10 protein-coding genes are annotated in these 14,062 nt (G+C 34.2%); 2 read left to right on the top strand and 8 right to left on the bottom strand.

All coding sequences use genetic code 11. The features are described from left to right. Positions 1-20: 20 nt before the first annotated feature. Positions 21-884 carry a hypothetical protein gene (locus QMO11_RS02415; protein WP_282035873.1) on the bottom strand — a complete coding sequence of 288 codons (864 nt, stop codon included), beginning with the start codon at positions 882-884 and terminating at the stop codon, positions 21-23. A 194-nt stretch (positions 885-1,078) separates the two neighbouring features. Between QMO11_RS02415 and QMO11_RS02410 the strand changes: the two genes are divergently transcribed. Next, positions 1,079-1,507 (top strand): VOC family protein, encoded by a 429-nt coding sequence (locus QMO11_RS02410; RefSeq protein WP_282035872.1) that lies wholly within the window; start codon positions 1,079-1,081, stop codon positions 1,505-1,507. 37 nt (positions 1,508-1,544) lie between these two features. Here the strand turns inward: QMO11_RS02410 and QMO11_RS02405 are convergent, their stop codons facing one another. Together QMO11_RS02405 and QMO11_RS02400 are read right to left on the bottom strand one after the other, a co-directional pair. After that, positions 1,545-3,809: a hypothetical protein gene (locus tag QMO11_RS02405; protein WP_282035871.1), complete on the bottom strand. Its 2,265-nt coding sequence runs from the start codon at positions 3,807-3,809 to the stop codon at positions 1,545-1,547. 25 nt (positions 3,810-3,834) lie between these two features. After that, on the bottom strand, positions 3,835-4,743 hold the full coding sequence (locus QMO11_RS02400; protein WP_282035870.1) for a hypothetical protein: 909 nt from the start codon (positions 4,741-4,743) through the stop codon (positions 3,835-3,837). 131 nt (positions 4,744-4,874) lie between these two features. On the opposite strand from QMO11_RS02400, the gene QMO11_RS02395 reads away from it, so the two are divergent. After that, complete coding sequence (locus tag QMO11_RS02395) at positions 4,875-5,117, top strand: hypothetical protein (RefSeq protein WP_282035869.1); 243 nt, start codon at positions 4,875-4,877, stop codon at positions 5,115-5,117. Between the two features lie 90 nt (positions 5,118-5,207). On the opposite strand, the gene QMO11_RS02390 is transcribed toward QMO11_RS02395, so the two are convergent. The 5 genes from QMO11_RS02390 to QMO11_RS02370 all read right to left on the bottom strand — a co-directional run bounded on the left by QMO11_RS02390 (position 5,208) and on the right by QMO11_RS02370 (position 14,045). Continuing rightward, positions 5,208-6,710: a TolC family protein gene (locus QMO11_RS02390; protein WP_282035868.1), complete on the bottom strand. Its 1,503-nt coding sequence runs from the start codon at positions 6,708-6,710 to the stop codon at positions 5,208-5,210. Between the two features lie 11 nt (positions 6,711-6,721). Next, on the bottom strand, positions 6,722-7,948 hold the full coding sequence (locus tag QMO11_RS02385) for an efflux RND transporter periplasmic adaptor subunit (RefSeq protein WP_282035867.1): 1,227 nt from the start codon (positions 7,946-7,948) through the stop codon (positions 6,722-6,724). Between the two features lie 213 nt (positions 7,949-8,161). After that, positions 8,162-9,523 (bottom strand): histidine--tRNA ligase, encoded by a 1,362-nt coding sequence (gene hisS, locus QMO11_RS02380; RefSeq protein WP_282035866.1) that lies wholly within the window; start codon positions 9,521-9,523, stop codon positions 8,162-8,164. A gap of 182 nt (positions 9,524-9,705) precedes the next feature. Then, entirely contained in the window at positions 9,706-10,794 is a 1,089-nt protein-coding gene (locus tag QMO11_RS02375; protein WP_282035865.1) for a glycoside hydrolase family protein, read from the bottom strand. A gap of 65 nt (positions 10,795-10,859) precedes the next feature. Continuing rightward, entirely contained in the window at positions 10,860-14,045 is a 3,186-nt protein-coding gene (locus tag QMO11_RS02370; protein ID WP_282035864.1) for a glycoside hydrolase family 2 TIM barrel-domain containing protein, read from the bottom strand. Between the last annotated feature and the right edge of the window lie 17 nt (positions 14,046-14,062).

The raw sequence follows: 14,062 nt of genomic DNA, 5'->3' as shown, positions 1-14,062 counted from the left end.
CTCTTTCTATATCTTAAGAATTAAGCTCCCACTACAAAGGCCCTCATCTTAATAACTTTATCATTAATCTCCTTTATCCTTTTATCATTAACAAAGGCATCTGCTGAGTCCATCCCTGTAAACTCATTTAAGTTTAAGGATTCACACATATCGTTGAGCGCAACAAAGTCGTTATAAATCGCATTATTTTCATTAGTGACTTTATACAAATCAATTAAATTTAATAAATGTGGTAGCTGCTTTAACTGCTCCTTTGTCACTATAACCAACCTTGAGGATAAGGCTAACTTCTCGTTAGGAGATAATTCCTCCGGCAGTTCCGTTATGCTGTTAAAAAGGATAAACTGCTTCTCAATGTATGCTCCAGCTAACATAGCACTGAAAACACGCATGGCATCTTGTTCTGTCAATACATCTTCACAATTGAAAACCACCTCTTTTAATTTATCAAGAACTTCATCCGAAGGTGCTGCACCTTGATTTAGGGTATTAATTACCATATCCTCAAAGGCATCTTCAGCATGAATCTTTTCAGCAATTGATTTACCTGCCATAAAGCTTAAGTAACCATTTCTATTTTCACTATATGCGGCTTCATATAGTCCATCAACAATGTATAAACCCATATTAGCAGCCATTTGCATTTCGCTGCCCTGATATTGAGCCCAAAGATTAGGATCGTGACGGAGCTCTGGTTTATAATCAACCCCCGACAACTTTAGCATAGTACTGATGTCTTCTACACTCTTTATGCTTGACCTAATATGCTCAACCTCATCGGCAAAATGACGTATGGAATCATTGCTAGTTTGTTGGCTTTCCTTTAGATTACAGCTAGTTAAAAACAATGTACCTACTATTAATACAATTTGAATTTTTCGCATAACTTTAATTTTTATAAGTGTTTATTGTATCTCATAAAAGTCATATATACTGAGCTCCAATTATAGACCAAGAAGACTTTTGAGTAATCCATAAAGACATAGAAGATATCTTCATAAACGGTAAATTATCTCTCCTATTGAGATTATAATAAAAGTACCTTACCTTTATTTAGAATCGATAAAAATAAAATACTATGGCAACTATTAATGTTTATCTAACTTTTAACGGCAACTGTCGCGAGGCTTTTACTTTTTACAAAACCGTGTTTAACAAAGATTTTGAAATGATTAGTACATTTGGTGAAATGCCACCGATGGATGGAGTTGTTATTAGCGATGATGAAAAAGATAAAATTATGCATGTTTCATTATCTATTAGTAAAGAAACTGTTTTAATGGGTAGCGATGTTGGCGGCGGATGGTCAACAGAGGTAACTGTTGGTGATAACTTTGCTATTTCTTTATCCGTAGACTCAAAAGAAGAAGCCGATGCTTTTTTTAATCAACTATCAACTGAAGGTAAAATAGGCATGCCAATGGCTGATACTTTTTGGGAATCGTACTTTGGGATGTGTACTGACAAATTCGGAATTAATTGGATGATAAGTACCGACAAAAAATAAAACATTAGGAGAACACAAACATGTTCTCCCCAATTTTTCAAGCTCCAAATAGCATTACTTTTTCAACTCCTTTTTCTTGATACCTTACTGAAAAAGTTTTGCTAATTTCATCTAATAATTCAGCTTCGCTCTCCTTAACTGAAGCAACAAGCAATTGCCCAAACCAACGCTGACTAAAACCTGTTCTATCCTTAGAAATATCTCTTAATTCTTTAAAAAACAGATTTATGGCAGTACGCGATTTTCTATCTTGATGATTCTCTAAAGGCTTACCTTCTGTTATATAATTATTGAACACTTTTACTGCCGAAACTAAACTCTGAACTTCTTTCATTTTAGGTATTGTAACGCCAGCAATAAAACTACTCTTTTCATCATGAATATCATCGGATAATTTGTGTGCCCAGCGCTTATAACTTGAGGGGTATGCACCTGATGTAATGCTTTCAAGGGTTCCTATATGCCTAAAACTATTCAATATTATTTTCGAATAGAAATTAATTCGATCCGACATATTATTACTTTCCTCTATCTTTTTTGTAGGTAGAATAGCTATTGCCATTGCTCTAGCAATGGTCTCTTCATTCATATAATCATCTAAGGCAGAGAGTACATTTGTAAAAAGTACATTTGAAATACTGATTTTAGTTTCATAGCTTACCTCGCCAGTTTTAAATACCTTTTCCCACAATTTATCTGTATAGTCTGCACTTGCATTTCCATCAATTATTCCCCAACATACTGCTGTAGTTATAAAAGCCTTTAAATCCTTAACCTCATTTTTTCGTACTTTATTATCAAATTTTGTGGCAATTAACGAAAGTGTGTTATCCAATTCATCGTATGTAATATCATCGTCTGGTACATTACTCTCACTCGCCATAGAAACTTCATACTTCAGTTTCTCCTTTCCATTAGTTATTTCTTTATTAAATAAGTAGGCAATTGAAACAGTACGTTTATCATTAAAATCGTGATACTTTTTATCGATAGAATAAACTTCTTCCTTTGAAGATTGCAATGCCCAGTTGCCTATGGAAAGTCCAAATGAAAAGTTACGTTCAAATGTGATTGATTTCTCATTAAAATATGAATTTACAGAAATATCCTTACTTCCGTTTTTCGCCTTTTCAATTAAAGGTCGCATATCCAATATCAAAATCTCCTTTAAATGTTTCTTCAATAAGTTTAAGGAGATATCGGCATCTAAAAAGGTTCCTGTCTCTACTACCTTTTTAAAACTACAATCTAAGCCTATTTTAACCGTTTGTTGAACAAGCTTTAATACAGCTTCTTTTGCCGATTCTACTTTTAGTTTATACTCCTGATAATGCGATTTTAACCCCTCAATTGAATCACCTACATATTTAATTTTCTCAACCAGTTTTAAAATAAAGTTATCCTCTTTGTAACTCTCATACTTGTTTAAAATAGCATCAATACCCGAGATTGTATCACCCAAATAATCTTCAAAATATTGATCAATAAGGTCAGTTAACATTTCCTTATCTGATTGAAGTAAACTAATTGATAAACTGGCGCCTAAGGAAAGCTGATTAATTGCAATCTTCTTTTTATTAATTCTAATACGGAAATCATCAACATTCTTCTTTTGAATCAAACATTCAAATACATCTTTTTTTGAGGCTTCTACTTTTACTGATAAGGAAGGATTTATTTCTAATGGTATTTTAAATCCTGACTTGCACAATGAAAACACTGGTGCAAAAACAACACTCAATAGTTGAACTAAATTTACCTCAACACTAAAATCTATTTCTCCATCATAAATATATGAGAAGGCCTCATTAATTTGCCTCGACTCCCAAAAACCGATTTCGTTCCCATTGGTAACTAGAGATTTAAAATTGCTTAAATCATTCAGTAATGCTTCTTTTACGGTTAATTGATTTTCATACGGTTTATACCAATTTAATTGAATCTCTTTTCGCATACCCAAATCAAATTGTAAAATCTCCTTAATAGGAATTCCCCCGGTAGCATTTAACCTTCCGTTGAGAGAATGTATTACAATTACCTTACGCTCAATCACCTTAGACAGTTCCTCTTCCGACAAGTAAAAATTCTCTAAATTGGCAGCTTCAATATCATCAATACCATTAATGATGTACGAATTTAATTTACTAGAGGATTCTATATTCAGATTCAATTTTGAATCAATAGCTGGTATCTCCTTCTTTATATTATCCGAAAAACTTACTTCGTTGTAAAGGTTCAAATCAGCCTCCCCTAACTTCTTATCATTCCCTTTGGGCAAGGGTAAAATGCTTTTTAGATCCATACTATTTAAAATATAATTAGTAAACTTATTTAGTTGGAGTATCTGTTTTTTCTTGAGATCCTGATCCTCTCAATTTAATTAATCTATTCAATAAATCGAACCAAAATGGTGCTCCTAACGATAATGCAACAGCGGTAATTAAACATCCAAACAAATAACTAAACCACGATTCCCATGTAGCATCACTGGCAACTGATGGATATTTAATTTCCATTATTGAAGTTACCTCTTGAGATTCTTCAAATAGATCATGTACTTTCTTAGATAACTCAACATCTGGTTTCCCTTGAGAATTCTTGGCATATTCAGAAGCTGCTTCCACCATAGCCAATCTCATTTGAGGGTCTGTTCCTAGTTTCTTACTAATTTCTATGGTATTCAAATTTAATCCTAAGGCAATAATTAGCCCTACACAAAAAGTTATGGTTTGAATTCTTCGTTTATACCAACCTGCCGCTCTGTCCATCGTTTCATTAAACCATTCTTCAAGCAACTTTTGAAATTTACTTACACTACCTTCTGCCTCATCAATTAAATGAATTATCATTTGATGTGTTTCATTATCAGAATTAAGTTTTGCTTTTAAATCACTTAGGATCAATGCTTCTGATTTTATATATCCCAAGGTATTCAAAAATCCTTTTGCAAATGTTACCGGTTTAATATAAGATGGGTATCTTACTTTTCCGCTTTTTAACTTTCTACCTAGATATTTTATTTGGGGTAATTTAAAGAATTCCTCACTAAAATTCTCTTTTGTATTGGTTTCTTCAGTGTCCGAATCGAGCATTCGCTGAATACCTTTACGAAGATATTTTCCTCGCTCATTAAAAATGGATGCAATTAACTCGGTAATTGTTGTTGCTAATAAACTATACAAAGCATAAATAAAAAATAGCCCAATGGCTACATCAAGAGCAATATTACTAAACATAAATTATAACATTAAGTGGATACTGTAAAGCTACACTTTTTAAAAATATGTTAATTAAGAATGAGAATCAAATATTATTTTAGGCGTATTATGTATTTTTTTACTTTTACTTATTTAAAAACAATGTATTAATGAAACCATTTGATAACATAACAGCAAGCAGCAGTAGAGAAGATATAATTACTGAATTGGTTAAGCTTTTTGCAACGTATGCGAAAGAGTTGTTGAACTCGGGTGGTGATTTTAGCTACATGAATATGTTTGCCGATAATTTTAAGCACACCATACTCAAACAAACAAATTTGGATGAGTTTGAAGTGTTTGAAATATTAAACGAGGCCTGTGATGTTAGCTGGAAGAGCCAAACAGAATAGTTAGTTACTATAGTGTAGAACTAATTTTTTGTAAAAATATGAAGAGATATCCATGCCTCCTTATTAATTCAATAGAAGGCATGGATATTTTTATTTTTTCACATTAACCAATAGAGGATTCTCGTAGTATATTTTGCTATCAGCTACAAAATCGTATAAGGTAAGTTCGCGTAAACGATAATAAGCAACCCAATAAGATTCAAGCGACGAAATATAATCGCGCTTAGCTTTTTCTCTATCTGATAAAGAAATATTTAAATCGGTAATACTTATTTCTCCATTCTGAAATTTCTTAATGGCAATTTCGTATCCATTACCTGCTACTTTATCAGCTTCCTTGGCAATCTCTAGTTGCTCTTTTAACAAACCAAATTGCTCTACTTGCACAACTACGGTACGCTCAAAATTTTCTCTATCCTGCTGCACATCAAATAAAACTAAATCTCGCTTACTCTCCGCTAATTTTACGTTTGAGCTTGATTTACCCCAATCTAAAATAGGAATTGCAACGGATAGACGCACCGCTTTCTGATTGGCAGGATCATCATATACCCCAGCTAAATCAGGCGAAATGTTTGAAGTACCATAACTTCCGTGCAAAGTAGCAGCCAAGCCACTATTTCGCTTTGCTTTGGTCAAATCTCTATCTGCTTCGATTAACCTACGTTCATACTCTTCTTTTTCTTTACGATTTTTGTTGGCTTCTTCTAATGCTTTTTCAGCATCTACCTTAAACAAAGTCATATTAAGAGGCATCGATAACTCAATTGCAGTAGCCTGTTCTAGGCCGATATAAGATTTTAACTCAAAATCGGCATTTTTAAGGTCCATATTGGCCTGCGTTAATGCTTTACGAGCTGTTAAAACTGATAAACGAATACGCGAAAAATCGTTGGCACTAATGGTTCCTAACTGCATTTTCACTTTAGCAATACGCAAATTATCTTCACTGTTAGCTAAATTGTTTTCTGCCAATTTATAATTGGTTTGTACTCGCATATATCTAAAAAAACGCGATGTCGCTGTCCTTGATATTTGCTCAATGGATTGTATATAAAACTTCTGTGCTTCGGTATAAATTAAGGGCTCTGTTTTTTTTGACCATTTCATCCAATTGTAAGCAAATATGGGCTGGGTAAAACCAACCAAAAATGGATCTCCTGAAAAGTTAATGTCGTCTTTTATTAAATCTTCATTCCTAAATATAGAACTACTGGCATAAATGCGAGTGCCTGTTTGTGGTATAGACTGGTTAACTGATAAAGACGCTGTATTTTGAAAACGACCTACTTCTTTAAACTCAATACTACCATCATTTTGCTTTACTGGTTCCGTACCTTCAACATACTCTGGCAAATTACCACGTAAAACTAACTGTGGCCTAAACTGAGCTTGAAAATTCTTCCATCTCCAGAAGTAATTTTCATATCTATTTTGCGCATATTTTACAGAGGATGACTGACTAATTGCCAAGTCTACAACATTCTGCAAACTTAGAGGAATGCTCTTCTTAACTCTTTCTTCTTTTGGAGGTTGTATTGCAAACGCACCAATAAAACCCGACAGAAATAGGAATACTATAAATGCTCTCATTGGATCTGTTTTTAATTATTCTCGATATAATATGCAGGCAATTTTTGAAGTTGAAAATCTGAAGATATAATTACCTCATCTCCTTCTTCTAACCCTTCCTTTACTTCAATGTATTGATCAGCAACTAAACCTAGTTTAACTGTTTTCAGGATGGCACTATCCCCTTTAACAACCAATAATTCATTATCGTTTTTATCGGTAATTGAACCACCAACCTTTAATCGGTTTACATTATATTTACCAGCCCTAACAATCTCAACATCTACGCGCTGATTAGGAATTAACTTCGCATGTAAATCATCAGATAAATGAATTGAGAAACGTAATTTACCATTCTCTATTTGCGGCATTACTGAACCTATACGACCTGGAAAACGCTCTCCATCAACAATTACATAGGCGCGCTTACCCGTTTTAATCATCCGTTTACGTTTACTTTCTACTGATGCCGCAATTTTTAGTCTACTCAAATCAGACATGTTTACCAATACCTTCTCTCCTTGAATCTTCTCTCCTGCTTTGGCTTCTACACTTAAAATTATACCATCAGAAGGGGCTTTTACTATCATCTTCTGTAATAACTCCTTCTTTAAAGCTAGGTCCTTTTCTTGCATTGAAATTTGCAACAATAAACCTTTCTCTTCCGTGGCAAGTTGAGCCAATTTAATAACGTTTTTTTCTTGAACGAGCTTTAGATCCTTCTGAGCTAAAACCAATTCTTGTTGCGTTTTATCAAACTTTGCTTGAGAGATTCCACCTACATCTAACAATTGTTTCTGATCTTCAATGGTTGATTTTATGGATGCTATTTTTAGTTTTTTAGTTTCGGAATTATATGCCAAATCGGCTTTTGTAGCACGAGCACTTAATCTTGTTTTCTCAAGGTTGTTATATTTTACCGCAAGTTGGTCGTTAATCTGTTCTATTGAACTTTCAACACCCTTGGTATCTAACATGATAATTGCGTCTCCTTGCTTTACTCTTTGTCCTGGTTCTTTGTAAATCTTTTTTACTATACTAGGTACAGGACTAAGCAAAATAACTTTACTTGAAGGTTGTGCGGTTCCCTCAGCAGGCTCAAGCACTTCAATATTTCCCTTATCAACTGTGACTGATTGGAAGTTTCCGCGAACTAACTTAGTATGTTTTGATTGGCAAGAAAGCGTTAATAGCATGCCACATATAGCAAAGACTTTTATATACGACACCATGCTAGCAGTGTTTTTGTTTTTAAACATAGATTAAAAAATATTTCATTATTGGGAATGCTCAAAACTAATTAATGATTCTCAGAAATACAGGTAAAAAGGATCTAAATAGGGGGGTGAACTCAAAAATATTTGGCCAATAAAACAATCTTCAAACACTTATTAACATTAAGTTATATATTTAAACAAAAAAAACCGAACTCTACAAGTAGAGTTCTGGTTAATATTATAATGAAGTGTTATTTATCTAACTGCCTCAATTAACTCTTTTACGGTAAGAAGAGTTTGCTCACCAGAGTTCATATTTTTTAGAGTGATTTTTCCTTCCTTCATTTCATTTTCTCCCACCAATGCTACAAATGCAATTTCTTTTTTATTGGCGTAATTCATTTGCTTTTTCATTTTTGCTGCGTCAGGAAATAACTCTGCATTAATACCAGCTTTTCTAATTTCTTGTAAGGCATTTAGTGAATAAAGTGCTTCTTGTTCTCCAAAATTGATAAACAATAAACGAGTAGATACAATAGAATCTTTAGGATATAAATCTAATTGATTCATTACATCGTATATTCTATCGGCACCAAATGAAATACCAACTCCTGATACATCTTTTAAACCAAAGATACCCGTTAAGTCATCATAACGTCCACCTCCGGTAATGCTACCAATTTCCATATCTAAAGCTTTTACTTCAAAAATAGCTCCGGTATAATAATTAAGTCCTCGAGCTAAAGTAAGGTCTAGTTCAACCTCTGTTTTTACACCAACTCCTTCAATATAATTTAATACTTTCTCAATCTCCTCAACTCCCTTTAAACCAACTTCCGACGAAGCCAATACAGTTTTAAGAGTTTCAATTTTATCGGTATTTGTACCTCCTAAATTGATAATCGGTTGTAGCTTATCTATGGCCTCAGTGTTTAATCCTTTAGCAGCTAATTCTTCATTTACCTTATCTAAACCAATTTTATCAAGCTTATCAATGGCTACAGTTATATCTATAATTTTATCAGCCTCGCCGATAATTTCAGCAATTCCTGTTAAAATTTTACGGTTATTCATTTTTACAAGCACATTAATATTTAGTGCTTTGTATACAACATCAACAATCTGAATTAATTCAACTTCGTTAAATAATGAATTTGAACCCACCACATCAACATCGCATTGAAAGAACTCGCGATAACGCCCTTTTTGTGGACGATCAGCTCTCCAAACTGGTTGAATTTGATAACGCTTAAATGGAAATGTTATCTCATTTTGATGCTGCACAACAAATCTTGCAAAAGGCACAGTTAAATCGTAACGCAAACCTTTTTCAGAGATTTGAGTGGTTGTTTTAACAGAATTCTTTTGTGCCAATAAACTCTCATCAGCCTTAGCTAAATAATCGCCTGAATTCAATATTTTAAATAAAAGTTTGTCGCCTTCTTCACCATACTTACCCATTAAAGTACTGAGGTTTTCCATTGCCGGAGTTTCAATAGGCTGATATCCATATTTTAAAAATACCGATTTAATTGTATCGAAAATATAGTTACGCTTTGCCATTTCAACAGGCGAAAAATCTCTTGTTCCCTTTGGTATACTTGGTTTTTGAGCCATTTTATTTTATTGTTTTATTATTGAAGCCGCAAAGTTATGAATTTAACTGAGATGTGGAAAGCTTAATTAAACGAGTTGAATATAATTTGGAAATTCTTGTGGTTTGAAAAATATTTAAATTGTTGTAATATACAAAGAGGGGATTCAAATTTGAATCCCCTCTACTCTATTCTGATTGAATATTAATTCTTAGAAATTATAGGAATTTGAACATTCCACGAATGAATCACTCCATCAGAGTCAATGGTATCAGCAGCACAAACTATGGCTACGGCTTTTCCATCCTCCAAATACATTTGCGGACGTTCAAGATGGTTTAGTTTCATTACATTTCCATCTTTTAACTTAATCTGAAGTTTTGATGCTAGGGGTTTTGGGGCCAATTTCCAATCGAAACCATCCTCTGAATCAAAGTAGACTAAAGCTTGTCCTTCGCTAGTAAAAGCTCCATGCATGTCTTTAACTATTGCTCGGTATTTACCATTCTGATACCAGATAAAAGGATCTTCAGCAGGAAAATCGTGCCCATCGGCTGTAAACACAGGGAAGTCGTATTTCTTAAATGGACCGGTTGGACTATTAGATGTTGCCACACAATGTACCACTGGGCCTCCAGAAATTCTCTTTTTCTTTTTACCAACAGCCTTGTATATCATCAGGTAATTTCCATCGGGCCCTTGGGTTATGGATGGGTTACTAACCAATAAGGCATCCATAGCAGTACTATCTTTACTCACATCAATTAAGGGAGTATCCATACGTTTCCATGGTCCATTAGGGTCATCGGCCACAGCCACACCGATACGCTGGTTATTGCGTTGCTCCCAATTGTATACTATTTTATTTGGCAAACATGGGTTTACACCATCGCCGGTATTACCCATATAATACAAATAGTACTTACCATTGTATTTATGTACTGTTGGATTGTGTGTACATAAACCATCCCAATACTCAGCACCTCTTCGTGGCAAAGCAACATCTTTGTGTTCAAAAGGCCCAAAGGGAGAATTTGACACAGCATGTGCAATCTCTGAGTGCGTAACCCAAGCCCAATGCTGATCTCTTTCCCATCTTGAGTAAAACATATGATAGCGTCCATCATCGTCTTTAATTATAGAACCACCCCAATGTAGCATAGAGTCGCCACCCGAAAAAATAGATTGTTCGCTTACTTCGCCAAAGACTAAATCTAATACAGTTGACTTCGGCTGCTGACAAGCACTTAAAATTACTATTACCAAACTTGCTATGATACAATTAAGCTTCATGAGTTTTGTTTTTTACAAATGGCTACTTTCTTCAATTAGATTTCACCACGATATGTTTAGATTCTTTACCTATTAGGAGATACTTTAATTACTTGTGACCAATTACTTTCGTCGTCATTAAGCATTCTCTTCACCTTAAAATAGAGCATTTCTTCACCCTCTAAATCAATAGAAACCATACCTCTCACATTTGAAGTAAACTCTTTGTCTAAATTATTTTTAGACTTTCCATATTTAAAGGTAAAATCGCCATCTTCAAAATCACTTGAATAGCCAATTACCAACTTATTATCAGCTATAAACGAATCCCAAATAACAGGAGGCAGTATTTTGCTATTTGTTGTTTCCTCTTTTACTGCAGATGGCTTACTTAAACCATTATCGTTAAGTGCATACAGTTTAAAAGTATATTTTATACCACTTTCTAAACTATCAATATCAATACGGTTAGTTATTGTTTTATAAGATTCATATTCAACACCATCAGTTCCGGTATACTTTACAAAGTATTCTGTGGCATTCGGAACCTTATCAAACAGAATTCTTACAGCATTCTTTCCAGGAATTATTTCTGATATTTCTGGGGTAATAGCGTTCTGAAACGAAATGGTTTTATCTAACCTTGAATAATTGGTTGGTGTTACCAAACTAACCGTCAAATCTAAAATATCAGAAGGTAGAGTCTTCCATGAGATAGTACCTTTCCATTCCTCATCAGTAGGTTTTAAATTTGGCAACTCAATGCTATCTTCCGAAATAATTTCGCCCTTACTATTCCTAAATTTATAAACCAATGTATAGTTATACATGGCATGGCTAGGGTAATCACTTGCGCTGCGAATGGGCATTCGGATATTTGCTGTATTACTGTTAAAATCGATATTACTAATTTCGATATCAGTTACCGGAGCATGCTCTTTTTTTATACGATCAAACAATCGTCTTTTTTGTCGCCAAGATGTTATTACACCCCAAACTCTATTTTCCTCAGCCGTTGTAGCTGCATAACCACTGCGATAATCATTAAATGTCCACATGGAAGTTCCAATTACAAACTCGTTTTTGTGTCGGAAGTTATTGGTCCACTCCGAGAATATTTCTTTATCAGAATCTAAAGCCGTAGATGGGAAAGGATCGAAACCAAACTCGGATATAAAAATTGGTTTATCAGGCCATTTGGTGCGTAAGGCATCCAATATTTCTTGAGGTTTACCTTGCCAGCGGTACATATTATGCATGATAATATCTACAAAAGTATTCGGGTCAGTTTCGGGTGTATAATCTTTCTTTTGTCCGGAATTACTAACACAAGTAAGCAAACGATAAGGGTCGAGCTCCGTTCTTACGTAATCCATTACATCGCGACCATATTCGTAATGGTTGTTCAACTCGTTTCCTACACTCCAACCAATAATACTTGGATGATTCATATCGCGCTCAATCATACCTTTTAACCAATATTTTGCTAAAAAGTAGTTCTTTTCTGAAACTTCGATGCCATGCTTTTTTGTTAGCATAACGTAAGGTTCATCAAGCATTAAGATTTCTTCTTCTTCAGGATTAAGCTTAATTCCTTTTTCCTTTTCAAGCTTAGCAAGCGGATAATAGTTTGCCCTAAATTCATCATTATCCAAATCTCTTACATTAATCTCCTCAAATATTAAGATTCCCTTTTTATCGCATAAATCCATTAACTTTTCATTCTGAGTTCCATGCATAATGCGCATAAAATTAGCCCCAGCTTCTTTCATCAAATCAACGTCCTTTTCAAGCACCTCCAATGGTTCAGAAGATCCCCAATAGCGATGCTCACTTACCCTGTTAAACCCAGCCAAACGGACAGCCTCTCCATTTAATAGCATTTTAGAATTCGTTAGTTCAACTTTACGTATTCCGAAATGATCATCCTTTCTATTTAATACAGTTTTCCCTTCCGAGATGCTGGTTTGTATCCGATATAACTTTGGGTTATCAAAATGCCACAATTCAACATCCTTCGATTTCAAACTACTTTCTAAATAAACATCTTCTGCACTATTTGGCCCGACTTTTACTGTGCCTTTTAAAGTGGCTATTTTAGAACCATCCAATATATTACTATTTATTTTGATGGATCTTTCCGTTGATGAATTATTCTCAATTCTAAGTTTAAGCTTTAATTGGGCTGTACCTTTTTCTAAATTAGGTTCTGCATGAATGTATTGATAATCAATCCTAACATGTTTATTCTTTGTGAGCGTAACATCACGAATAATCCCTCCCCAATTCCATGTGGCTCCAACAATAGCACTATTATCAGCTTCAATTGCAATAAGGTTTTTTCCATCAAAATTCAAAGCGTCTGTTACATCAAACTCAAAAGGAGTAAACCCTCCCCTATTCTTTCCGATAAACTTTCCGTTTAAATAAACCCGCGAAATATGATAAACGCCAGCAAATTTCAAATAATACCTTTCATCCGACTCTTTCTTCCAAGTTTGTGGAATTTGTATTTCTTTACGGTACCACGCTTTACCCGTGTAATTCGAAAATTCATTAATCATTCCCCAATGGCCAGGTACTTTTAGGTTATGCCACTCTGAATCGTCGAAATTGGTTAAGTAAACTTGCGAAGGCAATTTTTTTGCTTGTAGATATTGTTCCTTAGATATTTCTCTGAACATTACCGCATCGGCTGCAACGCCTCCACTAACAATAGCACTTAATTCAACATAGTTTTTATCCTTAGTGTCAAACTCATAAATACCTAAACTATTCCATTCGCCACAGAAAACCCGTTGACTCACAAAGCGTGTATCAACACCATTTGCATGCTTTATTTTGTATTTAGCAGTTAAGTGCGATGCAAAAGGGTAAGTAGTAAACACCTCGTAATATCCTGATTTTTCTAGATTAGGTAGAAACCTAAAATAAGAATCGTCTGTTTTATCACCACCATTAAGTTCTGTTAATGTGAAATAATGTTGGGCGTAATCAACTTTATGAGAATTTGTTTCTCGTGCTCCATTCTTGGATATCTTCCATTTCCCTTTTTGTTCAGTATATGAATCCGCATTATCAATAATTATATCTCTATCATTCGCCTGGATATTCATATAGTTTGAACCTTCGCCATCGATCGCATAGAATTTCCAATCGCCATTTAAAGAGAGTTGTTCTTCGCCTGTTTGAGCATAGCTATTGGTTGAAAATATTATTGCAATAAAAAGGCAAAATTGCCATGCTTTGCGAATTATAAGTTTATTTGTCATAGTAGTATTTCTTATCT

The organism is Saccharicrinis aurantiacus (assembly GCF_947489045.1).
In the GTDB taxonomy this organism is placed as follows: Bacteria; Bacteroidota; Bacteroidia; order Bacteroidales; family Marinilabiliaceae; genus Saccharicrinis; species Saccharicrinis aurantiacus.
The sequence above is the reverse complement of the archived record's forward strand: the minus strand, read 5'-3'. Positions and strand labels throughout refer to the sequence as shown.